The 25,409-nt window shown below is 71.2% G+C and carries 30 protein-coding genes; 11 read left to right on the plus strand and 19 right to left on the minus strand.

The features are described 5' to 3' along the window. Window positions 1–577, minus strand: a 577-nt coding sequence (locus QM611_RS03250; RefSeq protein ID WP_415078467.1) for a siderophore-interacting protein, incomplete at its 3' end; no start/stop codon positions are given. Window positions 578–672: 95 nt separating this feature from the next. Between QM611_RS03250 and QM611_RS03255 the strand changes: the two genes are divergently transcribed. The 3 genes from QM611_RS03255 (at window position 673) to QM611_RS03265 (ending at window position 4,375) form a co-directional block, all read left to right on the plus strand. After that, entirely contained in the window at window positions 673–1,845 is a 1,173-nt protein-coding gene (locus tag QM611_RS03255) for a MalY/PatB family protein (RefSeq protein WP_415078468.1), read from the plus strand. Further along, complete coding sequence (locus tag QM611_RS03260; RefSeq protein ID WP_415078469.1) at window positions 1,842–3,239, plus strand: MFS transporter; 1,398 nt, start codon at window positions 1,842–1,844, stop codon at window positions 3,237–3,239. The genes QM611_RS03255 and QM611_RS03260 overlap by 4 nt, the downstream gene beginning before the upstream one ends. Window positions 3,240–3,442: 203 nt before the next feature. Then, complete coding sequence (locus tag QM611_RS03265) at window positions 3,443–4,375, plus strand: siderophore-interacting protein (protein WP_415078470.1); 933 nt, start codon at window positions 3,443–3,445, stop codon at window positions 4,373–4,375. Between the two features lies 1 nt (window position 4,376). Here the strand turns inward: QM611_RS03265 and QM611_RS03270 are convergent, their stop codons facing one another. The 4 genes from QM611_RS03270 to QM611_RS03285 are packed head-to-tail and all read right to left on the minus strand — an operon-like array spanning window position 4,377 to window position 8,339. After that, window positions 4,377–5,207, minus strand: a complete 831-nt coding sequence (locus QM611_RS03270) for an ABC transporter ATP-binding protein (protein WP_415078471.1) — start codon at window positions 5,205–5,207, stop codon at window positions 4,377–4,379. Continuing rightward, window positions 5,204–6,256 carry a FecCD family ABC transporter permease gene (locus tag QM611_RS03275; protein ID WP_415078472.1) on the minus strand — a complete coding sequence of 351 codons (1,053 nt, stop codon included), beginning with the start codon at window positions 6,254–6,256 and terminating at the stop codon, window positions 5,204–5,206. Before QM611_RS03275 ends, QM611_RS03270 begins: the two co-directional genes overlap by 4 nt. Then, window positions 6,256–7,311 (minus strand): FecCD family ABC transporter permease, encoded by a 1,056-nt coding sequence (locus tag QM611_RS03280; protein ID WP_415078473.1) that lies wholly within the window; start codon window positions 7,309–7,311, stop codon window positions 6,256–6,258. The genes QM611_RS03275 and QM611_RS03280 overlap by 1 nt, the downstream gene beginning before the upstream one ends. After that, window positions 7,308–8,339 carry an iron-siderophore ABC transporter substrate-binding protein gene (locus QM611_RS03285; protein ID WP_415078474.1) on the minus strand — a complete coding sequence of 344 codons (1,032 nt, stop codon included), beginning with the start codon at window positions 8,337–8,339 and terminating at the stop codon, window positions 7,308–7,310. The genes QM611_RS03280 and QM611_RS03285 overlap by 4 nt, the downstream gene beginning before the upstream one ends. Before the next feature lie 197 nt (window positions 8,340–8,536). Between QM611_RS03285 and QM611_RS03290 the strand changes: the two genes are divergently transcribed. Further along, a complete protein-coding gene (locus QM611_RS03290; RefSeq protein WP_415078475.1) occupies window positions 8,537–10,135 on the plus strand; it encodes an ABC-F family ATP-binding cassette domain-containing protein in 1,599 nt (532 codons plus the stop codon). Between the two features lie 65 nt (window positions 10,136–10,200). On the opposite strand, the gene QM611_RS03295 is transcribed toward QM611_RS03290, so the two are convergent. The 4 genes from QM611_RS03295 to QM611_RS03310 are packed head-to-tail and all read right to left on the minus strand — an operon-like array spanning window position 10,201 to window position 12,158. Continuing rightward, window positions 10,201–11,037: an SURF1 family protein gene (locus QM611_RS03295; RefSeq protein ID WP_415078476.1), complete on the minus strand. Its 837-nt coding sequence runs from the start codon at window positions 11,035–11,037 to the stop codon at window positions 10,201–10,203. Beyond that, the gene (locus tag QM611_RS03300) at window positions 11,034–11,255 is read right to left on the minus strand and encodes a hypothetical protein (protein WP_415078477.1); all 222 of its coding nucleotides are present in this window, start codon (window positions 11,253–11,255) and stop codon (window positions 11,034–11,036) included. The genes QM611_RS03295 and QM611_RS03300 overlap by 4 nt, the downstream gene beginning before the upstream one ends. Further along, entirely contained in the window at window positions 11,252–11,596 is a 345-nt protein-coding gene (locus QM611_RS03305; RefSeq protein ID WP_415078478.1) for a DUF3099 domain-containing protein, read from the minus strand. The genes QM611_RS03300 and QM611_RS03305 overlap by 4 nt, the downstream gene beginning before the upstream one ends. A 43-nt stretch (window positions 11,597–11,639) precedes the next feature. Further along, a complete protein-coding gene (locus QM611_RS03310; protein WP_415078479.1) occupies window positions 11,640–12,158 on the minus strand; it encodes a DUF4190 domain-containing protein in 519 nt (172 codons plus the stop codon). 126 nt (window positions 12,159–12,284) lie between these two features. Between QM611_RS03310 and QM611_RS03315 the strand changes: the two genes are divergently transcribed. Then, window positions 12,285–12,995, plus strand: coding sequence for a beta-ketoacyl-ACP reductase (locus tag QM611_RS03315; RefSeq protein WP_415078480.1), 711 nt, complete (start codon window positions 12,285–12,287; stop codon window positions 12,993–12,995). Window positions 12,996–13,879: 884 nt separating this feature from the next. Here QM611_RS03315 and QM611_RS03320 read toward each other — a convergent pair. The 3 genes from QM611_RS03320 to QM611_RS03330 are packed head-to-tail and all read right to left on the minus strand — an operon-like array spanning window position 13,880 to window position 16,536. Then, a complete protein-coding gene (locus QM611_RS03320) occupies window positions 13,880–14,572 on the minus strand; it encodes an alpha/beta fold hydrolase (RefSeq protein WP_415078481.1) in 693 nt (230 codons plus the stop codon). A 42-nt stretch (window positions 14,573–14,614) separates the two neighbouring features. Continuing rightward, on the minus strand, window positions 14,615–15,256 hold the full coding sequence (gene serB / locus QM611_RS03325) for a phosphoserine phosphatase SerB (protein ID WP_415078482.1): 642 nt from the start codon (window positions 15,254–15,256) through the stop codon (window positions 14,615–14,617). A gap of 35 nt (window positions 15,257–15,291) precedes the next feature. After that, on the minus strand, window positions 15,292–16,536 hold the full coding sequence (locus tag QM611_RS03330; protein WP_415078483.1) for a glucose-1-phosphate adenylyltransferase: 1,245 nt from the start codon (window positions 16,534–16,536) through the stop codon (window positions 15,292–15,294). 46 nt (window positions 16,537–16,582) lie between these two features. Here QM611_RS03330 and glgA point away from each other — a divergent pair, with 46 nt between their 5' ends. The 3 genes from glgA (at window position 16,583) to QM611_RS03345 (ending at window position 19,143) form a co-directional block, all read left to right on the plus strand. Then, window positions 16,583–17,767, plus strand: coding sequence for a glycogen synthase (gene glgA / locus QM611_RS03335; RefSeq protein WP_415078484.1), 1,185 nt, complete (start codon window positions 16,583–16,585; stop codon window positions 17,765–17,767). 9 nt (window positions 17,768–17,776) lie between these two features. Beyond that, window positions 17,777–18,559: an ABC transporter ATP-binding protein gene (locus tag QM611_RS03340; RefSeq protein WP_415078485.1), complete on the plus strand. Its 783-nt coding sequence runs from the start codon at window positions 17,777–17,779 to the stop codon at window positions 18,557–18,559. 326 nt (window positions 18,560–18,885) lie between these two features. Next, complete coding sequence (locus tag QM611_RS03345) at window positions 18,886–19,143, plus strand: type B 50S ribosomal protein L31 (protein ID WP_415078486.1); 258 nt, start codon at window positions 18,886–18,888, stop codon at window positions 19,141–19,143. 188 nt (window positions 19,144–19,331) lie between these two features. Here QM611_RS03345 and QM611_RS03350 read toward each other — a convergent pair whose 3' ends face one another. The 4 genes from QM611_RS03350 to QM611_RS03365 are packed head-to-tail and all read right to left on the minus strand — an operon-like array spanning window position 19,332 to window position 20,929. Next, window positions 19,332–19,616 carry a hypothetical protein gene (locus QM611_RS03350; protein ID WP_415078487.1) on the minus strand — a complete coding sequence of 95 codons (285 nt, stop codon included), beginning with the start codon at window positions 19,614–19,616 and terminating at the stop codon, window positions 19,332–19,334. 20 nt (window positions 19,617–19,636) lie between these two features. Next, on the minus strand, window positions 19,637–19,963 hold the full coding sequence (locus QM611_RS03355; protein ID WP_415078488.1) for a type II toxin-antitoxin system PemK/MazF family toxin: 327 nt from the start codon (window positions 19,961–19,963) through the stop codon (window positions 19,637–19,639). Then, window positions 19,960–20,166, minus strand: a complete 207-nt coding sequence (locus tag QM611_RS03360) for an antitoxin MazE-like protein (RefSeq protein WP_415078489.1) — start codon at window positions 20,164–20,166, stop codon at window positions 19,960–19,962. Before QM611_RS03360 ends, QM611_RS03355 begins: the two co-directional genes overlap by 4 nt. A gap of 25 nt (window positions 20,167–20,191) precedes the next feature. After that, entirely contained in the window at window positions 20,192–20,929 is a 738-nt protein-coding gene (locus tag QM611_RS03365) for a 3'-5' exonuclease (RefSeq protein WP_415078490.1), read from the minus strand. A 100-nt stretch (window positions 20,930–21,029) separates the two neighbouring features. On the opposite strand from QM611_RS03365, the gene QM611_RS03370 reads away from it, so the two are divergent. Further along, entirely contained in the window at window positions 21,030–21,203 is a 174-nt protein-coding gene (locus tag QM611_RS03370) for a hypothetical protein (RefSeq protein WP_415078491.1), read from the plus strand. A 209-nt stretch (window positions 21,204–21,412) separates the two neighbouring features. Next, entirely contained in the window at window positions 21,413–22,297 is an 885-nt protein-coding gene (locus QM611_RS03375; protein ID WP_415078492.1) for an alpha/beta fold hydrolase, read from the plus strand. A 23-nt stretch (window positions 22,298–22,320) separates the two neighbouring features. Here the strand turns inward: QM611_RS03375 and QM611_RS03380 are convergent, their stop codons facing one another. Beyond that, complete coding sequence (locus QM611_RS03380; RefSeq protein WP_415078493.1) at window positions 22,321–22,881, minus strand: CGNR zinc finger domain-containing protein; 561 nt, start codon at window positions 22,879–22,881, stop codon at window positions 22,321–22,323. Between the two features lie 70 nt (window positions 22,882–22,951). Between QM611_RS03380 and QM611_RS03385 the strand changes: the two genes are divergently transcribed. Continuing rightward, window positions 22,952–23,944 carry an EamA family transporter gene (locus tag QM611_RS03385; protein WP_415078494.1) on the plus strand — a complete coding sequence of 331 codons (993 nt, stop codon included), beginning with the start codon at window positions 22,952–22,954 and terminating at the stop codon, window positions 23,942–23,944. A gap of 93 nt (window positions 23,945–24,037) precedes the next feature. Here QM611_RS03385 and QM611_RS03390 read toward each other — a convergent pair whose 3' ends face one another. Then, window positions 24,038–24,634 (minus strand): TetR/AcrR family transcriptional regulator, encoded by a 597-nt coding sequence (locus QM611_RS03390; RefSeq protein ID WP_415078495.1) that lies wholly within the window; start codon window positions 24,632–24,634, stop codon window positions 24,038–24,040. Window positions 24,635–24,800: 166 nt separating this feature from the next. After that, on the minus strand, window positions 24,801–25,406 hold the full coding sequence (locus QM611_RS03395; protein WP_415078496.1) for a histidine phosphatase family protein: 606 nt from the start codon (window positions 25,404–25,406) through the stop codon (window positions 24,801–24,803). Window positions 25,407–25,409: the final 3 nt, after the last annotated feature.

Raw genomic sequence — 25,409 nt, forward strand, 5'->3', positions numbered from 1 at the left:
CCACGCGAGCGGTCTGGTGCGCTGGATCGACGATCCAGCGCACCTCGACACCGGCGGGGCAGGACAGCTCGAGCACGGCGTCGTCGGAGTCCACCTCGATGACCGCGACGCCCGCGGCGTCCTCGGCGAGCGCCTCCAGGCCGGCGGCGATGGCCGGCACGGCGGACAGGTCGCCCGCGAACAGGTGCCAGTCGGCGTCGGGGTTCGGGCGGTAGCCGCCGCCCGGCCCGACAAGGCTCAACGCGGCGCCGGGCTGCGCGGTCGCCGCCCACGGCCCGGCGAGGCCTTCGTCGCCGTGCACGACGAAGTCGAGGTCGATCGTTCGCGCGTCGTGGTCGACGCGCCGGACGGTGTAGGTGCGGGTCACCGGGTGCGACTCGGGGGGCGGGGTTGTGAACTTGAGCTTGACGTACTTGTCGGTCTCCGGCCGATCCTCGAACTGGGCGAACCCGTCGCCTCCGAGCCGGACGCGCACGAGATGGGGGCTCAGCCACGAGGTCTCGACGACGACGAGGTCGACGGTCGGGCGCGGGGGTCGCCCGGACGGGCGGGGGGACGTGGGCGCGGGGTTCGACAAACTCTGCTCCTTGGGGCGGCGAGTGGCTTAGGCAAGCCTAACCGGGATGCGCGCCGCCTCGGCCCGCCCTCCTGCGCGGTGGGTAGGCTCGAACGATGAGCACTGCCCCCGTCGTTCCCCTGCCGCTCAGCCGTCTTCGGGAGCGCACCAGTGAGAAGTGGCGGGAGTACCCGGACGACATCCTGCCCCTCTTTGTGGCCGAGAGCGACTTCCCCCTCGCGCCCGCGGTCACCGCTGCGCTGCACGCCGCGGTCGACCGCGGCGACACGGGGTACACCGCGTCGCGCACGCCGATCGGCGCCGCGTACGCCGGGTTCGCCGAGCGCCGGTTCGGGTGGCGGGTCGACCCTTCCCGCATCCGCACCACCGCCGACGTGAGCATGGGCGTCGTCGAGCTGCTGCGCCGGCTGACCACCCCGGGCGACCGGGTCGTGGTGACGCCGCCGGTGTACCCGCCGTTCTACGAGCTCGTCGCCGAGGCGGGCGCGGCCTGCGAGCGCGTGCCGCTCGTGGAGACGGATGCCGGGTGGCGCCTCGACCTTGCGGGCATCGACGCCGCGCTGTCGGCCGGCGCGCGCGCCGTGCTGCTGTGCAACCCGCACAACCCGACGGGAACCGTCCATCCCGCTGAGACGCTGGCCGCGCTGGCCGCGCTCGCCGCGCGCCACGGCGCGGCGGTGGTCAGCGATGAGATCCACGCCCCGTTGACCCAGCCCGGCACGGCGTTCACTCCGTTCCTCGCGGCCGCGCCGGCCGCGGCGGAGATCGGGTTCGCGGTGACGAGCGCGAGCAAGGCGTACAACCTCGCCGGCTTGAAGTGCGCCCTGATGATCACGGCAGGGCAGCGGCCCGCCGCGCTCGTGCGGTCGCTTCCGGCTGAGGTCGAATGGCGCACGGGCCAGTTCGGGGTGATCGCCGGATCGGCGGCGTTCTCCGAGGAGAGCGACTCGTGGCTCGACGGCGTGCTGCTCACCCTCGACCGCAATCGGCGCCTGCTCTCGGGCCTGCTCGCCGCGCACGTGCCCGGCGCGCGGTACCGTGAGCCGGATGCCGGCTACCTGGCGTGGATCGATTTCTCCGCGCTCGGCTGGGGCGGCGACCCGGCGCGCGCCATCCTGCGCGACGCGAAGGTCGCGCTGCACTTCGGGCCGCACTTCGGCGCAGAGGGGCGCGGCCACGCACGACTGAACTTCGCGTGCGGGGAAGAAGTGCTCGCCGACGCCGTGCGGCGCATCGGCGCTCTGGCGGAGTCGACCGACCGCTCGTGAGCGCGCCGCACCAGCCGGCGCCGACAGGCCCGGTGCAGACCGCGCGCGGCGCCGTCGAAGGCATCTGGCGCCCGCGCTGGGTGTGGGCGACGGGCGGCTGCGTCGCTCTCATCTTCCTGGCCGCCATGCAGGCGCTGGCCGTCACGACGGTCATGCCGGTGGTGAGCCGCGACCTCGACGGCGACGCGCTCTACGCGGTCGCGTTCGCGGGCATCTTCGCCACGAGCGTGATCGGCATGGTCGCCACCGGCGCGTGGTGCGACCGCACCGGCCCGCTCGCGCCGCTCACGACGTGCGTCGCGCTGTTCGCGGCGGGCCTTGTCGTGGCGGGGCTCGCGCCCACGATGGAGGTGCTCGTCGCCGGCCGGCTGCTCCAGGGTCTCGGCACGGGAGGCCAGGTCGTCGCGCTCTACGTCGTGGTCGCCCGTGCGTACCCGCCGAGCCTGCACGGGCGCGTGTTCGCGGCCTTCTCGGCGGCGTGGGTCGTGCCGTCGCTCGTCGGGCCGTTCTTGGCCGGCGCGGTCACCGAGTACGTGCACTGGCGCTGGGTCTTCCTCGGAGTCGCGGTGCTGACCGTCGCGGCGTACGCGGTCGTCGCGGTCAAGCTCAGCGGCTTCGGCCTGCGCACCGAGCACCCGGCATCCGACCCGGTCGCGCGCCGGCTCTGGTGCGCCGTGGCGGTCGCGGCGGGCGGCGTCGCACTGAGCCTGTCCGCGCAAGCGGGGGAGTGGTCGTGGGCGGTCGTGGCGGCATCCCTCCTCGTGATCCTCGTCGCCGTGCGGCCCCTGCTCCCTCGGCGCACGCTGACCGCCGGGCGAGGGCTTCCGAGCGTGATCCTGATGCGGGGGCTGGTCGCGGGCGCGCTGTTCGGCGGGGAGGTCTACTTGCCCCACCTGCTCATTGACGGGTACGGCTTCTCGGCGGTGTGGGCAGGCCTCGGCCTGACCGCGGCCGCTGTGGCATGGGCTGCCGCAGCGGATGTCTCCGGCAGGTTCGGCGACCGCATCGGCAACGCCCGCATCGCCGTGCTCGGCGTCGCGCAGCTCGCCGTCGCGTCGTCCGCGGTCGCCGCCACGGCACTGTGGAGCCTGTACCCCGTCGTGGCGATTGCGGGGTGGGCGTTCGCCGGCGGCGGCATGGGCCTCATGTACCCGCGGCAGGGCGTGCTCGCCCTTGCCTACTCGACGCCGCAGGACCAGGGGTTCAACTCAGCCGCACTGTCGATCTTCGACGCCGTCGGCGCGGCGACGTCGATCGCCGTGATGGGCCTCGTGTTCACGACGCTGGCGGGAACGGATGCCGGCTACCCGGCTGTCTTCGCATTAGCCGCCGTGCTCGCGTTGCTCGCGCTCGTGCCGGGCATGCGGCTCGGGCACGCGCGCGAGTCTCGCTGACTGTTCCTCCGCGCTGCGCAGGCCCGCTCTCGCGCTACAGGAACCCGCAGTCGCGCGTGCGGCAGACACGCGCGGGTGCAGGTTTCGCGAGCGCGAGCGCGATCTGCCGGCGCGCCGCCTGGCGAGCGGCGCGCCTTGTGCACACCCGATCGCACCGGGCGAGCCGGTTCGCGCGCCGACATCGGTAAGGGTAGCCTTATCTCATGTCTACCGCGGAGACCGCCGTTCGCCCCGCCTACCGTCCATACCGTGTCACCGTGTCGGCGGTGGAGCGGCTCAGCCCCCACTTCGTGCGGGTGGCGTTCACCGACGAGGAGCTTCGGCACTTCGGCACCGCCGGCCTCGATCAGCGCATCAAACTCCTGTTCCCGCGGGCGGACGGCGGATTCGCCGACTTCGGACCGCACGACTCGCCCGAGGCCGCGTCGTGGTACGACCGATGGCGCGCGCTGCCCGACGCGGAACGCAATCCGCTCCGTACCTACACGGTGCGCCGCGTCGACCCCGCCCGCCGGGAGCTGATCGTCGACTTCGTGGTGCACGGCGATGCCGGGCCGGCGGGGGCGTGGGCGGAGCAGGCGGCGCCCGGCCGGGAGCTCATCATCGTCGGCCCCGACCAGCGCAGCCCGGACTCGCGCCTCGGCCTGGACTGGCATCCCGGCACGGCCCGTCGGCTGCTGCTGGCCGGAGATGAGACCGCGGCGCCGGCGATCGCGGGGATCCTGGAGTCTCTCGACGACGGGCACGACGTGGACGCGTTCATCGAAGTGCCCACCGAGGCCGACGCGCTGCCGATCGCGTGCGCCGAGCGCTTCCGAGTCGCCTGGCTGGCGCGTGGCGACAGGCCACACGGCGACGTGCTCGTCGCGGCGGTGCAGGCGTGGGCCGACTCGGCTGAAGAGGTGCTGTCTCGCGCGGCGGCTCCCCGCCCGCAGGAGCTGGCCGACGTGGACGTCGACCAGGAGCTGATCTGGGACAGCCCCGACGACGCGGACGGCGAGTTCTACGCGTGGATCGCGGGGGAGGCGGCGGCCATCAAGACGATTCGGCGGATGCTGGTCAGCGGAAAGGGCGTCGATCGCAAGCGCGTCGCGTTCATGGGCTACTGGCGCGACGGGCAGTCAGAGCGCAACTGACTCAGGGCGCATCCTCGCCGGAGGCCGCTGCGGGCAGGACGCGATGGCGTCCGCGCGGGATGACCAGGGGGGTCCCCGAGACCGGGTCGTCGATGATCAGCGCGTCGAGTCCGAACACGTCCCGGACCAGTTCGCGGGTGACGACCTCGGCCGGGGCGCCGCTGGCGACCAGCCGCCCCTGCCGCAGCGCGAAGAGGTGATCGGCGTATCGTGCCGCGAGGTTGATGTCGTGCAGCACCATGACGATTGTGGTCCCGCGGCGGTGATTCAGGTCCGCGAGCAGGTCGAGAACCTCCACCTGGTGCGACACGTCGAGGAATGTGGTCGGCTCGTCGAGCAGCAGGATGTCGGTCTCCTGGGCGAGCGCCATCGCGATCCAGACGCGTTGTCGCTGGCCGCCGGAGAGCTCGTCGACCGACCGGTCGGCGAGCTCGACCACGCCGGTGGCCAGCAGCGCCTCGGTGACGGCCCGGTCGTCGTCCCGCGTCCAGGAGCGGAACAGCTTCTGATGCGGATGGCGCCCGCGGCCGACGAGGTCCGCCACGACGATCCCCTCCGGCGCGACAGGCTGCTGCGGGAGCAGGCCCAGCGTGCGGGCCAGCTCCTTGGTGGGGATCCGGTCGATGCGCTTGCCGTCGAGGATCACGCTGCCGCTCTGCGCGGGCAGCAGGCGCGACAGCGTCTTCAGCAGCGTCGACTTGCCGCACGCGTTGGCGCCGACGATCACGCTGATGCGGCCGGCCGGTATCTCCACGTCGACGCCGTCGACGATTGTGAGATCGCCGTATCCGGAGACCAGGGCGTGGGCGCGCAGCAGGTGCTGAGTGGTCATGACGAGCCTCCGCGGCGGCTGGTTCGGATGAGGAGATAGAGCAGGTAGGGCGCTCCGAGGATGCCGGTGATCACGCCGACCGGGAACTTCGTGTCGAACGCGAACTGCCCGAGCAGGTCCGCGGCGAGCACGAGGCATCCTCCCATCAGGGCCGCCGGGATCGCCAGCGACGATCCGGGGCCGACGATGCGCGCGGCGATGGGACCGGCGAGGAAAGCGACGAACGCGATCGGCCCCGTGGTCGCGGTGGCGAAGCACGCGAGCGCGACGGCCGCGACGACAAGCAGGAGGCGGGAGCGGTCGACACGCACGCCGAGCGCCGTGGCGGCGGAGTCGCCGAGTTCGAGGGCGCGCAGGTCTCTGACGAGGTGGAGCACGAGGGGGAGGAGGATGGCGATGGAGATCGCGAGCGGCGGGATGTCGTCCATCCGCGAGCCGTTGAGGCTGCCGGTCATCCATCGCGCCGCCACGGCGAGGTCCCACTCCGCGGCGCCGAGCAGAAGGTAGGCGACGACAGCGTCGAGCATCGCGCCGACTCCGATGCCGATGAGGATGAGCCGTCCGCCCGTCGACTCTCCGCCGCGGGCGGCAACGTAGATGACCACGGCCGTCGCGATGCCCGCCCCCAGCGACGCGAGCATCGTCGCCGTGCCGCTCCAGTGCAGGACGACAAGGGAGAGGATGGCGGCAGCGCTCGCGCCGGAGGCGATGCCGATGACGTCGGGACTGGCCAGCGGGTTGCGCAGCATGGATTGGAAGGTGGAGCCGGCGATGCCGAAGGCGATGCCGGCGAGGGCCCCGGTGAGCGCGCGGGGAAGGCGCAGTTTGCCGACCGTGAACGACGCGCCCGCAACGTCGTGCCCGGCGAGGACGGCCACCACGTCGGAGACCGGGTAGATCGTGTTGCCGAGCATGAGCATCGTGGCCATGAGCGCGACCAGCAGGGCGCACATCGCGACGAGCGCGATCGCGCGGCGCCGCGCGCGTCGGCGCCGCCCGGCGCCCACTCGTTCGAGGTGCCCCGCGAAAGCCGCGTCCGCGGTCGCCATCACAGTGCCCTCATTCGCGTCGTGCGCGCGATCAGCACGAGCACCGGCGCTCCGAGGAACGCGGTGATCACGCCCGCCTCCACCTCGCCGGGATGGCCGATCACGCGGCCGATCGTGTCGGCGAGCAGGACGAGCACGGCTCCGCCGATGGCAGAGAGGGGCAGGAGCCAGCGTTGGTCGGGGCCGGACAGCAGGCGCACCGCGTGCGGCACCATCAGGCCCACGAACGCGATGGGCCCGGCGACCGCGGTCACCGCCGCGCAGAGCGCGACCCCGGCGCACGCCGCGAGCACTCGCGTTCGGCCGACGTGGATGCCCAGGCCCACGGCGACCTCGTCGCCCAGCGCCAGCGCGTTCAGCGACGAGGCGCTGACGACAGCGACGAGCGCCGCCACGGCGAGAACGGGGACGATCACGGCCATCGTGTCCCAGTCCGCCCGGCCGACGCTGCCGACCTGCCAGTAGCGGAACTCGTTCATCGCCGACACTCGGGGAAGGAGGATGGCCGCGACCAGCGACGACAGCGCCGCCGTGGTGGCGGCGCCGGCCAGGGCGAGCTTGATGGGAGTGGCGCCGCCCGGGCCCACCGAGCCGACGGCGTAGACGAACACGGCGGCGAGGCTGGCGCCGGCGAGCGCGAGCCCGAGGAAGCCGAACGGGCTCGTGACGCCGAGGAACGCGATCCCGCAGACCACGAACAGCGCTGCGCCGGTGTTCACTCCGAGGATCCCGGGGTCGGCGAGCGGGTTGCGGGTCAGCGCCTGCATGAGGGCTCCGGACAGGGCCAGCGCGGCGCCGGCGAGCGCGGCGAGCACGGTGCGGGGGATGCGGCTCTGCACGGCGAGCGCGCCGATGTCTTCGACGCGCTCGCCGCGCAGCCACGCCCCGACGGCCTCGGCCACTTCGCCCGGGCTCACGGGACGCGAGCCGAACGCGAGCGACAGGGCGAGGGCGACCGCGACGGCGGCGACGCCGACGAGGAGGATGGCCACACGGCGCCGCGCGCCCGCCTGGCGGGCGGGCGGGCGACGCTGTGCGGTCGGGGCTTGTGTCACTGCGCCTTGGCGGCTGCGTCCTTGAGCACGGCGACGTAGTCCTCCAGCACCCAGGGGATCGACAGCGCGGTGGGGCTCACCGCCGCGCTGAACGCGTCGCCGTTTCCAACGGCGACCACAGCGCCCGCCTTCACCGCGGGAAGGGTGCTCCACAACGGGTCCGCCTGCAGCGCGGGCAGCAGGGTCTCATCCCCGTAGCTGACGATGACGTCCACGCCTGCGAGCTGGTCGGCGTTCTCGGCGCTGAACTCTTGGTAGAACGACCCGCTCTCCATCGCGTCGACGGCCACCTGGGGCAGGTCGAAGCCCAGATCCTCGAGGAACGCGGTTCGCGGGTCGCCGCCCGTGTAGATGGACATCGTGGACAGGTCGGACGCGGTCGCGTAGAAGAACGCCGCGGTCTTGCCCTCGAAGCCGGCGTCGCTGGTGGCGTCCGCGATCTGCTGTTCGATGTCGCTGATCAGCGTGTCGCCTTCCGCGGACAGCCCGAGCGCTTTCGAGTTGTAGCGGATCTGGTCGCGCCAGGACGTGTACCAGGGGACCTCCGGGTAGGCCACGACGGGGGCGATGTCCTCGCTCAGGGTGGCGTAGTCCTCCTCGCTGATGCCGGACAGGGCGGCCAGGATGACATCCGGGCTGGTGTCGGCGATGGCTTCGAAGTCGACGCCGTCGCTGACGTCGAAGATGACCGGCTCGTCGCCGCCGAGCTCCGCCAACGCGTCGGTGGTCCAGGGGTAGAGGCCCGGCTCGTCCCCGCCGTCCCAACTCCACACCTGGGAGTCCATGCCGACGGGAACGACGCCGAGGGCGAGCGGGACATCCTGGTTGCCCCACGCGATGGTCGCGACCCGCTCGGGCTTGGAAGCGATCGTCGTCTCCCCGAGGGCGTGCTCGATCGTGACGGGGAAAGCGTCTGCCCCGCTAGCGGGGGCGGACGAGGACGTCGACGGGGTGCTGCTGGACGCGCATCCGGCCAGCAGCAGCGCGGTCACGGCGGTGAGGCCGGCGACGGTGTGGGCACGGGACAAGGGAGACCTCCGGGGGTGAGTCTGTGTGGCACAGTTATTAGGACAGCCTTAGCTTATCCGCATCAGCGGGGGTGTGTGAGACATGTTGCGAGGTGCGCCGATGCGCGCGGGCCGACTTCGCCGGGGGCGGACGGCGCGCGGGTAGACTGGGAGATCGGCCGCTCGGCCGCATCCCCCCTCCAGAACGGACGTCCGCTGTGCTCGCCGTGCACGACCTCGAGATCCGCGTGGGCGCTCGCGTGCTCATGTCGGATGTCTCGTTCCGGGTCGCCGACGGCGACAAGATCGGCCTCGTCGGCCGAAACGGCGCGGGCAAGACGACGCTGACGAAGGTGCTCGCCGGCGACGTGCTGCCCTCGGAGGGGCGCGTCGACCGCTCCGGTGAGATCGGCTACCTGCCGCAGGACCCGCGCTCGGGCGACCCCGACATGCTCGCGCGCACGCGCATTCTCGACGCGCGGGGCCTCGGCACGCTCGCGATCGGCATGCGGGAGGCGTCGGAGGCGATGGCGGACGACGACACGGATGCCGCGGCGCGGGCCATGCGGGCGTACGCGAGCCTCACCGAGCGGTTTGAAGCGCTCGGCGGGTACGCGGCGGAGGCCGAGGCGGCGTCGATCGCGCACAACCTCGCCCTTCCCGACCGCATCCTCGACCAGCCGCTGCGCACGCTCTCCGGCGGCCAGCGCCGGCGCATCGAGCTCGCCCGCATCCTGTTCTCCGACGCGGGCACGATGATCCTCGACGAGCCGACCAACCATCTCGACGCCGACAGCGTGGTGTGGCTGCGCGAGTTCCTGCGCGGCTACCGGGGCGGGCTGATCGTGATCTCGCACGACGTCGACCTGGTCGGCGAGACGGTGAACCGCGTCTTCTACCTCGACGCGAACCGCCAGGTCATCGACATCTACAACATGAGTTGGAAGCACTACCTGCGCCAGCGCGTGGCCGACGAGGAGCGTCGCAAGAAAGAGCGCGCCAACGCCGAGAAGAAGGCGACCGCGCTGCAGCAGCAGGCAGCCAGGTTCGGGGCGAAGGCGAGCAAGGCCGCCGCCGCCCACCAGATGATGGCGCGCGCCGATCGGCTGCTGTCGGGGCTGGAGGACGTGCGCCAGCAGGACCGCGTGGCGAAGCTTCGCTTCCCCAAACCGGCCGCGTGCGGCAAGACGCCGCTGTCTGCGTCGAACCTGTCGAAGTCGTACGGGTCGCTGGAGATCTTCACGGACGTCGACCTCGCGATCGACCGCGGGTCGAAGGTCGTCGTGCTGGGACTGAACGGGGCCGGCAAGACGACGCTGCTGCGCATCCTGGCCGGCGTCGACCGCCCCGACACGGGTGGCGTCGAACCCGGGCACGGCCTGAAGATCGGCTACTATGCGCAGGAGCACGAGAACCTCGACGTCGACCGGTCGGTGCTCGAGAACATGATGTCGGCAGCGCCGGAGATCACGGCCACCGAGGCGCGCAAGGTGCTCGGGTCGTTCCTGTTCACCGGCGACGACGTGCTCAAGCCGGCGGGCGTGCTTTCCGGCGGGGAGAAGACGAGGCTCTCCCTGGCGACCCTCGTCGTCTCCAGCGCGAACGTGCTGCTGCTCGACGAGCCGACGAACAACCTCGACCCCGCTTCGCGGGAGGAGATCCTCGGCGCGCTCGCGCACTACGAGGGCGCTGTCGTGCTCGTCTCGCATGACGAGGGGGCCGTCGAGGCGCTCCACCCCGAGCGGGTGCTCATCCTTCCCGACGGCGTCGAGGACATCTGGGGTCGCGACTACGCAGACCTCGTCGCCCTCGCGTAGACCGGGCGTGGGGTCCCGGCGTTTCGTCTCGCTTCGCTCGCTCAACGACCGGGGGCTTCGCTCGCTCAACGACGGGGGGCCGCGTCCAGGAGCGCGTCCTCGTCCTCCATGTCGCGGTCGCGGCGCTTTGGCTTGTGCTCGGGTTGCGCGTCCTCGCGACGGTGCTTGCGCTCGGAGCGGATCACGTACCCGATGAACACGAAGCCCATCGTGGCGAACAGGATCCACTGGATCGCGTACGAGAGGTACGGCCCCGGGTCGTCGGACGGCGACGCGAGCTCGTTCGGCCGTGACGCCGGGGCTGGGTCTTCCGACACCAGGAGGCCGTACGCGCTGGTCTCCAGCCGCTCGCCGTCCGCCCCGAGCGCTTCGGCCACCAGCGGCAGGTTGATCGTGGGGACCTGTCCTTCGGGCGCCCCGCGGCCGGAGACGGGCAGCGGCTCGCCTTCTTGCAGACGGGCGACCACGGTCACCTCGCCGGTCGGCGCGGCGGGGATGTCGCCGGGGCGCTCGGCGTCGTCGCTCGGCGACACCCAGCCGCGGTCGACGAGGAAGACGCGCCCGTTGTCGAGCCGGAACGGGACGAGCACCTCGTACGCGACGGTGCCGCCGTGGGGCCGGTTGCGCACCAGCAGCTGCTGGTCGACGAGGTACTCGCCGGTGAGCTGGACCGGATGCCACTTGTCGCCCGGGGAGAGGGCCGCGCCCTCCGGAATCAGAGTCTCGAGCGAGACAGGCTTCGCGTCGTAGTTCGCGGCGACGAGCTCGAGCTGCTGCGACCGCTCGGCGTTGCGGGAGAACTGCCAGTGCGACAAGAAGGCGCACGCGGCGGCGAACACCACGGCGATCCCGATGTACGCGGTCCACCGCACGGCGGCCGGGGCCGTCTGGCGCCTGCTCACGAGGCGCTCTGCAGGGCGTCGAGCCGGCGCACAGCGACGGGGAAGTCGCGTGCGGCGAGGAAGTCGCGCAGGTAGGCGACGTGGCTGTCGCACGCGGCCCACGCCTTGACCCGGTTGGCGGAGTGGATGCGGGGGTTGCGCCATTCCACGAGCCACACGGCGTCGGCGCGGCATCCTGCCCGCGAGCAGACCGCGCCGTCGACCTCGTCGCCGATCACGTCTTGTCCTCTGTCGGCGACTCTGAGATGCGGATGACCTGCGGCGTGTCGTTCGCGATCGGAGCCCGCGGCGGCTCGGGCAGTGCCAGCTCGGGGCTGATCGCGCGGGTCTCGTGCGCGTCCTTCCCGACGTTCGCGATCACGACCGCGATGTACGGCAGCACGATCGCGCCCGTGGCGAAGATCCACGTGTACCAGCCGTAGGGGTGCACGACGACCATCAGGATGAGGCACGCGACGCGGATGCCCATCGTGAGCATGTACTTGCGGAAACGCGTGGACTCGTCGTCGCGCGGCGAGGGCGGAAGCGACGTGGTGGATTGGCGCTTGCGGGTGAACATGGTCGTGCCCCCAGCCTACGCCGGGGGCACGACGACGGATCCGTCAGCCGTATGTCGAGTAGCGCTCGCCGTTCTGCGCGGCCCACGCGATGAACGAGATGACAAGGATGATGCCGATGATCGCCAGGACCAGGCCGACCCAGCCGATGATCGTTCCGGCCAGCGCCAGGCCGCGCCCGTTCTCGCCGCTCGTCTTGAGCCGGCTGAGGCTCATGTGGCCGGTGATGATGCCGACGATCTGGCCGATCACCGGAACGACGAACAGGCCGGCCAACGACGACACGAGCGACACGATCGCCAGCGTGTTGGTCTTCGGTGCGGTCGGATACCCGGCATAGCCGGGCGCCGTCGGGTACGCGGGCGCCGCGCCGTACGCGGGCGCCGAGCCGTAGGCGGCAGCCGCCTCAGGCGCTCCGTATGCCGGAGCGGCGGGCGGGGCTCCGTAGGCGGGGGCGGCCTCCGGCGCGCCCTGCGCACCGGGAGCCTCGGATGCGCCGCCGGGGTAGCCCGCCGGAGTCGGCGGAACGTTGGGGGCCGCGTTGTCGGGCGTGTTGTCGCTCATGGGGACGTGCCTTTCGTGGGGTGCACTCCAGCGTCACAGAGGCTCTCGCGAGTGTCAAACGCGCCGCGGCGGCGACAGTGCACGCCGTAGGCTGGAGGCGCGCGTCGAACCACCCGAGGAGCCTGAATGTCCACCGATCGTGTCGTCCTGGTCACTGGCGGAAACCGCGGCATCGGCCGTGCCATCGCGGAGCGCTTCGTCGCCGCCGGGCACCGCGTTGCTGTCACGGCTCGATCGGGAGAAGGGCCGGAGGGGGCCCTCACGGTGCGCGCGGATGTGACCGATGCCGCGTCGCTGGACGCCGCCTTCACCGAGGTGGAGCAGCAGCTGGGCCCGGTCGACGTCGTTGTCGCGAACGCCGGCATCACGAAGGACACGCTGCTGTTGCGCATGTCGGAAGACGACTTCGACAGCGTGGTCGCGACGAACCTGGGCGGCGCGTTTCGCGTCGTGAAGCGAGGGGTGAAGGGGATGCTGCGTGCCCGCTGGGGCCGCGTCATCCTCATCTCCTCGGTCGTGGGCCTGTACGGCTCGGCCGGCCAGATCAACTACTCGAGCTCGAAGAGCGCCCTCGTCGGCTTCGCCCGCTCGCTCACCCGCGAGCTGGGCGCGCGGGGGATCACGGCGAATGTCGTGGCCCCCGGCTTCATCGAGACGGACATGACCGCTGCCCTCCCTGAGGACACCCAGGCGCAGTACAAGAAGAGCATCCCCGTCGGGCGCTTCGCGACGCCCGACGAGGTTGCCGGCGTCGTCGAGTGGCTGGCCTCGGACGACGCCGCCTACATCTCGGGCGCGGTCATCCCGGTCGACGGCGGCCTTGGCATGGGGCACTGAGGGGCCTCGCGCGCGAGGACTCAGAAGGGCGCCGGCGCGAACACGACGCGCGGTGCTGTGCGGTCGGGCTACTGCCGGCCGGTGGGACTCGTCCACAGCAGCGTCCCGTCCCGTTGCTTCTCCGATCGCCATCGGGAGTGGTGCTTGAGGACGTGATGTCTTCGGCACGTGTCGCCCAGATTCCGCGCTTCCGTGGGGCCGCCCAGAGCGGCGTCGACGACGTGATCGAGGTCGCATCTTCGAGCCGACATGGTGCAGCTGGGGAACCGGCATCTCTGGTCGACCGCTTTGAGAAAGCGCTTCAGCTCGGCAGACGGCCGGTATCTGTCCACGGCGAGAACGGCGCCGGTGACCGGATGCGTGAGCACGCGATCCCACCCGGGCGAGGTCCAGCACCTGCGTCTCGTACTCGGCGCGGACGTCGGGGTCGGCCACGTGCGCGCCCGCCTCGGCGATGACGGTCGCGTGGGCACGACTGATCGTGCCTTCCGTCAAGGCGCCGAGCGTCGCCGGGAACTCCTGGGCCAGCACGCGGCTCTGTTCCCACTGCCGCTGCACCGTGCGGTCGGACACCCGCAACGCCGCGGCGATCTCGGCGGCCACTTCGCGGATCGGCAGCTCGCTCCCGAACGCGGCGGTGTCGAGGTGCTCGAGCGCCAGCGCCAGCGCGGAGTTCATGAGAGCGGCTTCCATTGCCTGGAACGACGAGATCGCCTTCCGCGCCTCCACGAGCGAGACCACGATCGAGTCGAGCATCGCGGTCTCGGCGGTGCTGAACGACTGGTGTCGCCGATCGATGATCTCGTCCATGTCTCCATCTTGGTCAGGGGGTCCGACATCGCCTCGACGAGCGGGGCCCGACCTCAGAGCCGCGCGCCCGCGCCTCAGCGGAGCGCGGCGACGATCGCCGCGGCGAGCTCGGCCGGCTTTGAGAACTGGGGCCAGTGGCCCGAGCCGAGCTTGACCACCTCGGCGTCCTGAATCGCCTCGAACTCGGCGCCGTACGGGCCCCACTGCGCCACCGCCCCGCGGAACGCGGGCTCGTCCATGCCGCCCATGAGCAGGGTCACGGGCACGGCGTGGCGGCGGTCGTCGCCGAGCGTGACCTCGTCGGTGGGGACGCGCGCGGGAACGCTCTGCGTGAGCGGGGCGGTGCGCGCGCGGGTCTCGGCGTCGAGGTCGGCGACCTCCTCGTCATCGAAGTAGTCCCACCCGGGGAACGGGATGACGCCGTCCACGACCTCGAACTCGGAGATCTGGCCGCCGTCGTGCGGCGGGATCGTGTCGACGAACACGGCGCGGGCCACGCGGTCGGGCCGCGCGTCCGCCGCGCCCCACACGACGTTGCCCCCTCCGGAGTGGCCGACCAGCGCGACGGGCTCGTCGAGACGGTCGATCTCGGCGACCACGGCGGCGATCCAGTCGGCGATGCCGATGTCGGCGGACTCGGCCGCCGAAGCGCCCGTGCCCGGCATCGTGAGCGGATGCGGCGAATGCCCGGCGGCCTCCAGCGCCGGGGTGATGCCGTTCCATGACGACGCGTCGAGCCAGAGGCCGGGAACCAGAATGACGTTCATGCCCTCGACGCTACGCCCGGCCTCCGACGTGGCCGTGGCACGTCAGGGGAGGAGAGGGACCACCTCGCGCAGGTCGACGCGCGCCACCACGACGTCGGCGGCGGCGCGCACGGCGGGCTTGGCGTTGAAGCCGACGGCGAGACCTGCCACGGCCATCATGCGCAGGTCGTTCGCGCCGTCGCCGATCGCGATCGTGCGCGCCAGCGGCACGCCGAGCTCGCCCGCCCACTCGCGCAGCGCGGCGGCTTTGCCGTCCGCGTCGACGATGTCGCCGTCGACGACACCGGAGAGCGCGGCGCCGGCGACAGCGAGGCGGTTGGCGCGCCAGACATCCACACCGAGCGCCGGCGCGACCGTGTCGAGCACCTCGTGGAACCCGCCGGAGACCACGCCGACGGCGCCGCCTCGCGCGTGCGCAGCGTCGACGAGCTCGCGCACGCCCGGGGTCGGCTCCACGCGCGCCAGCACGCGGGCGAACGCCGACACCGGCACGCCGCGCAGCGCAGCGACGCGCGAGCGCAGGCTGGCGGCGAAGTCCACCTCGCCGCGCATCGCGGCCTCGGTGGCCGCCGCGACCTCCGCCCCTCGCCCGGCCTCGTCGGCGATGAGCTCGATGACCTCGTTGCGGATCAGGGTGGAGTCCGCGTCGAGCACGACGAGGAAGCGCGCGGATGTCGGGAGCACACGCCTACGTTACGGCTCGCCGGCGCCTGCCCGCGTCATTCGGTGACGTGGATGCCCTTCCCGACGACCGTGATGCCGGTGTCGGTGACGGTGTACCCGCGGGCCAGATCGCGCTCGCGGTCGACGCCGACCGTGGCGCCGGCGTCGAGCACGACGTCCTTGTCGAGGATGGCGCGGTGCACGCGGGCGCCGGGCCCGACGACGACATGGTCGAACAGCACCGAGTCGGTGATCGTCGAGCCGCCGCCTGCCCGCGTCCACGGGCCCACGACGCTGCGCTCGAGGTGCGTGCCCGACAGCACCGACCCGAGCGAGACGATCGAGTCGATCGCGTTGCCCATGCGGCCCACGGAGTCGCGCACGAACTTGGCGGGCGGCGAGTTCACCGTCTGCGAGTGGATCGGCCAGTCCATGTTGTACAGGTTGAACACCGGCAGCGTGGAGATGAGGTCCATGTGCGCGTCGAAGAACGACTCGATGGTTCCGACATCCCGCCAGTACGACCGGTCGCGCTCGGTCGACCCGGGCACGTCGTTGCGCCTCATGTCGTAGAAGCCGGCCTCGCCGCGGCCCACGAAGTACGGCACGATGTCGCCGCCCATGTCGTGGTTCGACGTCGGCACCTCGCCGTCGGTCTCGACCGCCTCGATGAGCGCGTCGGTGTTGAAGATGTAGTTGCCCATCGACGCGAGCACCTCGTCGGGCGCGTCGGGCAGCCCCGTCGGGTTCTGCGGCTTCTCCAGGAACTCGCGGATCCGCAGATCGCTGTCCGGGTCGATGTCGATGACGCCGAACTGGTTCGCCAGCGACAGCGGCTGGCGGATGCCGGCGACGGTCGCCCGCGCGCCGGAGGCGATGTGCGAGTCCAGCATCTGCTGGAAGTCCATCCGGTACACGTGGTCGGCGCCGATCACCATGACGATGTCGGGCTTCTCGTCCGTGATCAGGTTGAGGCTCTGCAGGATCGCGTCGGCCGATCCCGAGAACCACCGCTTGCCCAGCCGCTGCTGCGCGGGCACCGACGCCACGTACGAGTTCAGCAGCGCCGACATCCGCCACGTCTGCGAGACGTGCCGGTCGAGGCTGTGCGACTTGTACTGGGTCAGCACGACGATCTGACGCAATCCCGAGTTGATGAGGTTCGAGATCGCGAAGTCGATCAATCGGTACTGGCCGCCGAACGGCACGGCGGGCTTGGCACGGTCGGCGGTGAGGGGCATCAGGCGCTTTCCCTCGCCGCCGGCGAGGACGATTCCGAAGACTTTCGGCGCTGCAGGCATGCCAACACACTATGCCCCGTTCGCACCCTGTACTAGCGTTCACGACATGCGCGTCGACATTGTCACCAAGGAGTACCCGCCGGAGATCTACGGGGGCGCGGGTGTGCACGTCACCGAGCTCGTGAAGGCCCTGCGCCAGAGCATCGACGTTCGGGTGCGCGCGTTCGGCGCGGAGCGCGACGAGCCGGGAACCAGCGCGTACGGGGTGCCCGCCGAGCTCGCCACGTCGAACGGCGCGATCCAGACCCTCGGCACGGATCTCGAGGTCGTGCCGGATGTCGCCGGCGCCGACGTCGTGCACAGCCACACCTGGTACGCCAACATGGCGGGCCACATCGCGTCGCTGCTGCACGGCATCCCGCACATCGTCACCGCGCACTCGCTCGAGCCGCTGCGGCCGTGGAAGGCGGAGCAACTCGGCGGCGGCTACGCCGTGTCGAGCTGGATCGAGAAGACCGCGTACGAGGGCGCGGCGGCGGTCGTCGCGGTGAGCGAGGGGATGCGGCAGGACATCCTGCGCAGCTACCCGGCCCTGGACCCCGACAAGGTCAAGGTCATCTACAACGGCATCGACGTCGAGTCGTGGCGCCCCGTCGAGGACCCGGAGTTCCTGAACTCGATCGGCATGGACCCGTCGCGGCCCTCTGTCGTCTTCGTCGGGCGCATCACTCGCCAGAAGGGCCTGCCGTACTTCCTGCGCGCCGCCGAGAAGCTGCCGCCGGAGGTGCAGCTCGTGCTGTGCGCCGGTGCGCCGGACACGCCCGAGATCATGGCCGAGGTGCAAGAGCTCGTGCGCGCTTTGCAGGCCCAGCGCGAGGGCGTGGTCTGGATCGAGGAGTTCCTGCCGCGCGACAAGATCTGCGCCATCCTCACCGCCGCGACGACGTTCGTGTGCCCGTCGGTGTACGAGCCGCTCGGGATCGTGAACCTCGAGGCGATGGCGTGCGGCGCCGCCGTCGTCGGCACGGGCACGGGAGGCATCCCGGAGGTCGTCCTCGACGAAGTGACGGGCCGGATCGTCCCGATCGAGCAAGTGCAGGATGGCACGGGGACGCCCATCGACCCCGACCGATTCGTCGACGACCTGGCCGCCGTGCTCACCGAGGTGGTGAGCGACCCCGAGCGGGCGGCGGCGTACGGGCGCGCCGGGCGCGAGCGCGCCGCGAACGAGTTCAGCTGGGCGGCGATCGCCGATGCGACCGAGGCGTTGTACCGGGAGGTCGCCGGTTAGGCTGGGCTCATGGCTCAGGTGCTCGAATTCTCCGACGTCGTGGTGCGTCGGGACAGCCGGAACATCGTCGACCATCTCACCTGGGCCGTCGAGGACGACCAGCGCTGGGTCGTGCTCGGCCCGAACGGCGCCGGAAAGACCACCGTGCTGCAGCTGGCCGACACGCTGATCCACCCGACGTCGGGCGTGGTCACGATCCTCGAGGAGCAGCTCGGGCGGACGGATGTCTTCGAGCTGCGGCCGCGCATCGGCTTCGCGTCCTCGGCCATGGCCAAGCGCGTGCCCGCTGACGAGACCGTGCTCAACGTCGTGCTCACCGCGGCGTTCTCGGTGCTGGGCCGCTGGAACGAGGACTACGAGGACGTCGACGAGCGCCGGGCGCTGCGGGTGCTGGCGCAGTGGCGGCTCGACCACCTCGCCGACCGCACCTTCGGAACGCTGTCGGACGGCGAGCAGAAGCGCGTGCAGATCGCCCGGGCCGTGATGACCGACCCCGAGCTGCTGCTGCTGGACGAGCCGACCGCGAGCCTTGACCTCGGCGCGCGGGAGGAGCTGCTGCAGCTGCTGGGCGGCTACGCGCAAGCGCCCTCGACCCCGGCGATGGTGATGGTGACGCACCACGTGGAGGAGATCCCGATCGGGTTCACGCACGTGCTGCTGCTGCGCGACGGCGGTGTCGTCGCGGCCGGGCCGCTGGGGGAGACCCTCACCGCCGACGCGCTGAGCGAGACCTTCGGCCTGCCGATCTCACTGACGATGGATGGCGGCAGGTTCGCCGCGCGCGCTGTCTAGCCTCGCCTGGGGGCCGAGGGCAGTGTCGTGAACATGACTCTTATGAGGTTGTAGCCGCCCAAGCACCTGGTGAGAACTGGGAGGCGAGGATTGAGGTACCTGGGTCGACGCGCCGACCCCACCCCGTGCCGCCGACCCCACCGCGTCCGCACCGCGAATTAGAGGTGGGCTCGGCAACACAGGGTGGGGTCGCGGGGCCCGTGGCCCGAGGACCCGGGGGCGAAACGCTGCCGGAGCTCGAGATGATAGGATCGATCCTTGGTGCGCTTGCACTACGGACACTGGTTCCTGGTTCTCAGCAGGAACGCCATCCTCAAAGGACTTTCATGAAGACTGACATCCACCCCGACTACCACGCTGTCGTGTTCCGCGACCTCGGCTCGGGCGAGACCTTCCTCACGCGCTCGACCGTGACCAGCGACAAGACCATCGAGCTCGACGGCGTCGAGTACCCGGTCATCGACGTCGAGATCTCGTCGGCGTCGCACCCGTTCTACACGGGCAAGCAGCGCATCCTCGACTCGGCCGGCCGCGTCGAGAAGTTCAACCAGCGCTTCAAGAACTTCGGCGGCGGCTCCAAGTAGCACCCGCTCGCGAAGGCCCCGCTGCGGCGGGGCCTTTTCGCGTGCCCGCGGCGTCTGTCGCCTCGCGAGCGCAGCGAGACGAAAAGCGGTGTGCCGACCGGAGGAGATGTGCCGAGCGCAGGACCGAATCGGCCTAGGCATCCTTCCCTCCGCCCATCTCCTGCGCCGGGCCGCGCCTGCGCAGGACGTCAGCCGCGGTCGATGCGGATGCGGCCGCCCTCGATCTGCCACGGCGGGTCGCCCGGCGACGGCGCAGGGGCGGTGGATGCGGCCTGCCGGTCGCGCTCCATGCCCGCCTCGTGCGCGGAGGGCGACCACACCGCGTCAAACACGCCGACCAGTCCGCCGCCGGAGCCGCGGTACTTCTCCTCGACGGGCTTGCGAGTGAACGTGCGCCAGAGTCCGAAGCCGATCAGAACCGGCCCGGTCGCGAGGATCGCGATGAGGGCCGACACCAGGAGCACGTCGCGCACGCTGCCAGCCTAGGCCCGGCTCAGCGGGCCAATCCGAGGAAGGTCAGCATCGCGCGCTCCACTTCCACGAGTTGCGGCGCAGTGAGACGGCCGACGCGCGTGTGGACGTTTGCGCGTCGCACGGTGGTGAGCTTGTCAATCATGATGTCGCTGTCGCGATCCAGTCCCGACAGGTCGGAGCCCGGCACGCGGACGCGCAGCAGCGGAGCGTCGAGAAGTGTGCTCGTCAGTGGCAAGACCGTGACCGACTCAGAGTCCGCGAAGACATCGTCCTGAACGATCAACGCCGGCCGCGGCTTTGCCGCGTAGACGCCTCCAGCGACCGTCCAGATCTCACCACGGTTCACGCGTCATCCCACGGGATGGACACGGCCTCGATGAACTCCTGCTCGTCGGAACGTCGATCCGCCCGTGCGACGAGCCGCGCCTGGCGGCCCGCCTCCGCAGCGAAGCGCTCGGAGCGAACATCAGGCAGCCACACTTGCACGGGACGGTAGCCGCGCTCCCGCATTCTGCGCCGGTAGTCGTCGACGCGGTCTCTTACTGCCATGGCCCCATGTTACATGTCACGGTAGTCAGCGGATGGGCCAGCTGCCGTCGACGGGGTCGTCGGGGTCGATCCGGCCGATGCGGACGAAGTACTCGGTGAGGCTCTCGGCCTGCGCGCGGGCCCATCCGATCTGGCGGGTGTGGAGTTCTTCAACCGTCTCGGGCAGCCACGGCGCAAAGCGCTCGGCGAGGGCTTGCGCGACGCGGCCGGCGGCGATCGCGTCGGCGGATGCCTCGTGCGCGCCGTCGAGCGCGACGGCGTAGTGCTGCGCGACGTGGGTGAGCGTGCGCTTGCCCGGCCGGTAGCGATCGTAGCGCTTGTCGACCACGAGCGGGTCGATGACCGGCGACGGGTCAGTGATGGGCGCGACGCCGTGCCGCAGCGCCTCGTGCTTCAGCAGCGAGAAGTCGTACGGCGCGTTGTAGGCGACGACCGGGATGCCTCGGTCGAACAGCGCGCGAAGGGCATCCACCACTTCGCCTACCACCTCGGCGGCGGGCTGGCCGTGAGCGCGCGCGTGCTCGGTCGTGACGCCGTGGATGGCGGCCGCGCCCTCGGGGATATCCACGCCTGGGTCGGCCAGCCAGTCGTGCGCGCGCAGCACCGTGCCCGACGCGTCGAGCAGCCCGACGTGTGCCGTGACGATGCGGTCGCGCGCGACATCCACCCCGGTCGTCTCGAGGTCGAACACGCCGACCACCCGCGACCACTCCGGGGCCTCGCCCTTCGGCGAGCTCAGGGAGCGTGAGCTGTCGGTGTTCATGCCCCATACGGTATTAGCGGCCTCCGACATTACGCGCGAGGCGCTCCGCGATCTAACGACCAGCGCCCAAGGTTTGGGCGAAGCGCCGGTAGCCGTCAGTATGAGCAGCATGACGGCCGCAGATTCACTCGATTTCACGGACGCGGTTCGCGGCGAGTTTCGGGTCGGCGAGTACCTTGCTCCGCTGCAGCTCGTCGGCGTAAGTCAGCTCAACGACATCCTGACCATCTGCTTCGACGCTGACGACCTGCGTCCTGGGCGGTACGGTACGTGATCGATATGCCCGTTCCCCGCGTGGTCGGAGACGAACTGTGGCGCGCCTACACCGAATCGGCCGACATCGAAGACTGGACGCGTTGGGGTATCGCGGTTCCGCTACGAGAGACGTTTGAGACCACGGCTTTTGCCGCGGTGGCTGACTCGGATGAAGTGTTGCACCTCCACATGCAGGCTCGGAAACGTGCCGCTCCGTAGACTCGTGGGGTGCCCGCCTCCGACTACTACGCCGACCGCATCGCCGCTGTGCCGGTGGCCCGCCACGAGGCGGACGTGCTCGGCGGCACAACGGCCTACTGGGTCTACGGCCCCGACGACGCCGCGACGACGATCCTCGCCGTGCACGGCTTCCGCGGCGAGCACCACGGGCTCGAGCCGGTGGTCGCGCACCTTCCCGGCGTGCGGGTCGTGATGCCCGACCTGCCCGGCTTCGGCGAGACCGCGCCGATCCCCGGCCGTCAGCACGACCTCGGCCTCTACACCGACTGGCTGCGCGCGTTCGCCGAGGCGGTCGCGCCGGGAGCGGTCGTCATCGGGCACTCGTTCGGCTCGATCGTGGTGTCGGCGACCGTCGCGCAGGGCCTGGACGCGCCGGCCGTCGTGCTCGTGAACCCCATCGGCGCGCCGGCGCTGGAAGGTCCGCGGGGGGTCATGACCCGCCTCGCGATCTTCTACTACGCCGCCGGCGCGAAGCTGCCTGCGCGGGTGGGCACCGCGTTGCTGCGCAACGGCCTCATCGTCCGCGTGATGAGCCAGGCGATGGCCAAGACGAAGGACAAGCGGCTGCGCGCGTTCGTCCACGACCAGCACGACACGTACTTCTCGCGTTTCACCGACCGCGACGTGCTGCACGACGCGTTCGTCACATCGGTCTCGCACGATGTGCGCGAGTTCGCCCCGCGCGTCGACCGGCCGACGCTGCTGATCGCCGCCGAGAAAGACGACATCACGCCGATCGAGAAGGAGCGCGAGCTGGCGACGCTGTTCCCCGACGCCGAGCTCGTCGAGATTCCCGGCGTCGGCCACCTCATCCACTATGAGACGCCCGGGCCCGCGGCGGCGGCGATCACGAGCTTCCTCGAGCGGCACTGACGCGACAGGCGAGTGCCGACGCGCTACGAGGAATCGGCCGCCTTGCGGCGCCGGTACGCGTTGACGTTCATGCGGTTGCCGCAGTTGCCGGTGTCGCAGTAGCGCTTGGATCCGTTGCGCGAGAAGTCGATGTACACGCCATCGCAGTCGGCGGCGGCGCACACTCGCACGCGTTCGTATGCGTCGGCGCGGATCACGTCCACGAACGCCATCGCGGCCTCCACCATGATGCGGGTCGCGAGCGGCTCGTCGCCGCGCGTCGCGTGCACATGCCAGTCGTACTCGTCGTGGATCACGAGCTGGGGGAGTGCGCGACCATCCCACAGCATCGCGTTCACCAGCGGCACCGCCCCCTCGCGGTCCGTGCCCCATAGCTCGCGCAGCCGGCCGCGCAGGGCGCGCACGCTCTCCAGCTCGGCGGCGTCGTGGCGGACCGTTCCCGTGAAGGGGAACCGGCGCAGGAACGCGGTCAGGTCGTCGTTCGACGCGAGGCGGTCGCCGCCGTCGAGGGATGTCGCGGGGCGCGTGTTCACGAGTTCCGCCGCGGCAGCGAGTGCCATCCGCGTGTCATGTATGAAGACCATATTGACTCCTGACATCCCGCTGAATAGTGTCATTAGTGTAAACGCTTTGCACTCCTGACGGACCGTTCGAATGCTCACTCCCACCGCCCCCATTGCGATTGTCGTTCCCGCCCCGCCGGCCGAGCGCGGCCGCACGACCGGGTTGGCGCTCGCGGTCGTCTCGGCGTTGGCATTCGCCTCGAGCGGCCCGGTCGTCAAGCCGCTCCTGGAAGCAGGCTGGTCGCTCGGGGCGGCGCTGGTGATCCGGATGGCGATTGCCGGCCTTGTGCTCTCGCCTGCCCTCGTCAGGGCGTTGCGGCGCGAGCGCGGTTTTCTCCGCCGGCACGGGCGGACGATCCTCGTCTTCGGGCTCACCGGAGTGGCGGGCTGCCAGCTGCTCTTCTTCGCTGCGATGCAGCGCATGCCGGTGGCGGTCGCGCTGTTGATCCAGTACCTCGCGCCGGTGCTGCTGGTCGTCCACGCGTGGGCGCGCACGCGGCGGCGTCCCTCGCGACTGGTGTCGGCCGGGTCGCTCGTGGCCCTTGTGGGCCTCGTGCTCGTCGTCGACATCGCCGGTGCGCGTTTCGACCTGTGGGGCACGATCCTGGCGCTCGGGGCGGCGGTGTGCGTCGGCGTGTACTTCCTCGTCGCCGAGCGCGCCAGCGACGACCTCCCGCCACTGGCCCTCGCCTCCGGCGGACTGATGGCCGGCGCGATCACGATCGCCCTGCTCATCGCGGCCGGAGTCTTGCCGTTCGCGGCCCCCGGGGTTGTCATCTCGCTCGGGTCGTTCGAGGTACCCGGGCTCGTCGCGATTCTGTGGGTTGCGGCGGGCGCGACGACGATCGGGTACGGGCTCGGCGTGTCGGCCGTGCCGCGGATCGGGTCGCGCGTCGCGTCGTTCGTCGGCTTGTCGGAAGTGCTGTTCGCGCTCGGCTACGCGTGGCTGCTCCTTGGCGAGCGGCCTGCGCCGGTCCAGTTGGTCGGGGGCGTTCTCATCCTCGTCGGGGTCGTGCTGGTCCGTGCCGACACGGCGGCCCCCGCGCCATCCCGCCGCCCGGAGGCGTTTGCCGAGATCAGGTGAATCCGCCGTCGTCCCGGCCGTCGATCGACGCCGCTGTGCTCGACGCCGCGCCGCACGACGTGCTGCACACCTCCGACGTGGTCGGAGGTGTCCTCACGCTCGCAGGCTCGCGCGGGCCATCGAGGCGAGGATGCCGCGCACGTCGGCGTCCTTCGGCATCGGGCGGAGACCTCGCACGCTGTGCGGCGTGGAGTTGATGAGCCCGAACGCGGCGTGGGCGCGCACGCGCAGCTCGTTGTCGGGCACACCCGGATGCAGCTGCGCGAGCACCGCGACCCACAGCTCGACGTACTCGCGCTGCAGGCGCCGCACCGTGTGCCGGTCGTCGTCGCCGAGGTTCTGCAGGTCGCGGTCGTGCACGCGGATGACGTCGGCGCCCTCGAGCGCGAAGTCGACGTGGAAGGCGATGAGGCGGTCGAGCACGTCTTCGGGGGAGCCATCCTCTCCCACCACGGCCAGCCCACCGTCGCGCAAGCTCCGGCTGACGCCCAGCAGCACCGCGCCGAGCACCGCCTGCTTGTTCGCGAAGTGGCGGTAGATGGCCGGCCCGCTCACGCCGACGGCGGTGCCGAGGTCTTCGAGGCTGACGCCGTTGAATCCGTGGGCGGCGAACAGGCGCGCAGCCTCCCTCAACAGGGCGGCCTGGCGGCTTGCCTTGGCGCGTTCGCGCACGGTCGGGCCCGTTGCCAACTCGGTTAATCCTTGCCAACTTGAAATTCACTCGGTTAGGGAACACTAACCGCGCGTCACGCGCGGGACAACGGGCGTGACCGGATTGTGACGGGGGAGCGCGACGGCGGCAAGGAGATCACGCGCGCCTGATCGTGCGGCGCGCGGGGCCCGCTCGCTGACGGCGTCAGACCGGGACGGCGGTGGAGGACATCAGGCTGATGCTGTCGCGCTCGACGAGGAACCGGTGGCGCGATCCATTGTCGATCCGCTCGCCGGCCAGCGGCAGCGTGCCGCCGCTGGCGTGCCGGATCAGCTCGCCGATCATCGCGCCGTGCGACACCGCGACGACAGCGACCGCCGTCGGCGCGCTCATCGCGCGCGCGTCTCGCGCGATGCGGCGCAGGCCCCGCACGCCGCGAGCCCGCACGTGCTCCCACGGCTCGGCGCCCGGCACCTGGGCGATGTGCCAGTCGCCCCACCGATCGCGGAAGTCGTCGACGAGCGTGCCCTCGGCCTCGCCGTAGTCGCGCTCGCGCAGCTCGGGGTAGACGCGCGGGACGGGCGCGCCGAGCACGTCGGCGATGATCTCCGCCGTTTCCCGGGCACGCGACAGGTCGCTGGCCACCACGATCGTGGGTGTGCCGGCCGAGAGCTCTGCCGCCAGGCCCGCCGCGGCATCCCGAGCCTGCTCGCGGCCGGTGTCGTTCAGCGGGACGTCCGTCGTGCCCTGGATGCGCCGGGCGCTGTTCCAGTCGGTCTCGCCATGGCGCACGAGGACGAGGTCGGTCACCCG

This window comes from Microbacterium sp. (assembly GCF_047606685.1).
In the GTDB taxonomy this organism is placed as follows: domain Bacteria; phylum Actinomycetota; class Actinomycetes; order Actinomycetales; family Microbacteriaceae; genus Microbacterium.

Bases quoted from the DNA above. Each gene is read 5' to 3' on its own strand.
- QM611_RS03255 (WP_415078468.1), top strand. From the start codon at position 673: ATGAGCACTGCCCCCGTCGTTCCCCTGCCGCTCAGCCGTCTTCGGGAG.
- QM611_RS03265 (WP_415078470.1), top strand. From the start codon at position 3,443: ATGTCTACCGCGGAGACCGCCGTTCGCCCCGCCTACCGTCCATACCGT.
- QM611_RS03270 (WP_415078471.1), bottom strand. From the start codon at position 5,207: ATGACCACTCAGCACCTGCTGCGCGCCCACGCCCTGGTCTCCGGATAC.
- QM611_RS03275 (WP_415078472.1), bottom strand. From the start codon at position 6,256: ATGGCGACCGCGGACGCGGCTTTCGCGGGGCACCTCGAACGAGTGGGC.
- QM611_RS03305 (WP_415078478.1), bottom strand. From the start codon at position 11,596: ATGTTCACCCGCAAGCGCCAATCCACCACGTCGCTTCCGCCCTCGCCG.
- QM611_RS03310 (WP_415078479.1), bottom strand. From the start codon at position 12,158: ATGAGCGACAACACGCCCGACAACGCGGCCCCCAACGTTCCGCCGACT.
- QM611_RS03315 (WP_415078480.1), top strand. From the start codon at position 12,285: ATGTCCACCGATCGTGTCGTCCTGGTCACTGGCGGAAACCGCGGCATC.
- QM611_RS03320 (WP_415078481.1), bottom strand. From the start codon at position 14,572: ATGAACGTCATTCTGGTTCCCGGCCTCTGGCTCGACGCGTCGTCATGG.
- QM611_RS03330 (WP_415078483.1), bottom strand. From the start codon at position 16,536: ATGCCTGCAGCGCCGAAAGTCTTCGGAATCGTCCTCGCCGGCGGCGAG.
- glgA (WP_415078484.1), top strand. From the start codon at position 16,583: ATGCGCGTCGACATTGTCACCAAGGAGTACCCGCCGGAGATCTACGGG.
- QM611_RS03340 (WP_415078485.1), top strand. From the start codon at position 17,777: ATGGCTCAGGTGCTCGAATTCTCCGACGTCGTGGTGCGTCGGGACAGC.
- QM611_RS03345 (WP_415078486.1), top strand. From the start codon at position 18,886: ATGAAGACTGACATCCACCCCGACTACCACGCTGTCGTGTTCCGCGAC.
- QM611_RS03360 (WP_415078489.1), bottom strand. From the start codon at position 20,166: ATGGCAGTAAGAGACCGCGTCGACGACTACCGGCGCAGAATGCGGGAG.
- QM611_RS03365 (WP_415078490.1), bottom strand. From the start codon at position 20,929: ATGAACACCGACAGCTCACGCTCCCTGAGCTCGCCGAAGGGCGAGGCC.
- QM611_RS03370 (WP_415078491.1), top strand. From the start codon at position 21,030: ATGAGCAGCATGACGGCCGCAGATTCACTCGATTTCACGGACGCGGTT.
- QM611_RS03380 (WP_415078493.1), bottom strand. From the start codon at position 22,881: ATGGTCTTCATACATGACACGCGGATGGCACTCGCTGCCGCGGCGGAA.
- QM611_RS03385 (WP_415078494.1), top strand. From the start codon at position 22,952: ATGCTCACTCCCACCGCCCCCATTGCGATTGTCGTTCCCGCCCCGCCG.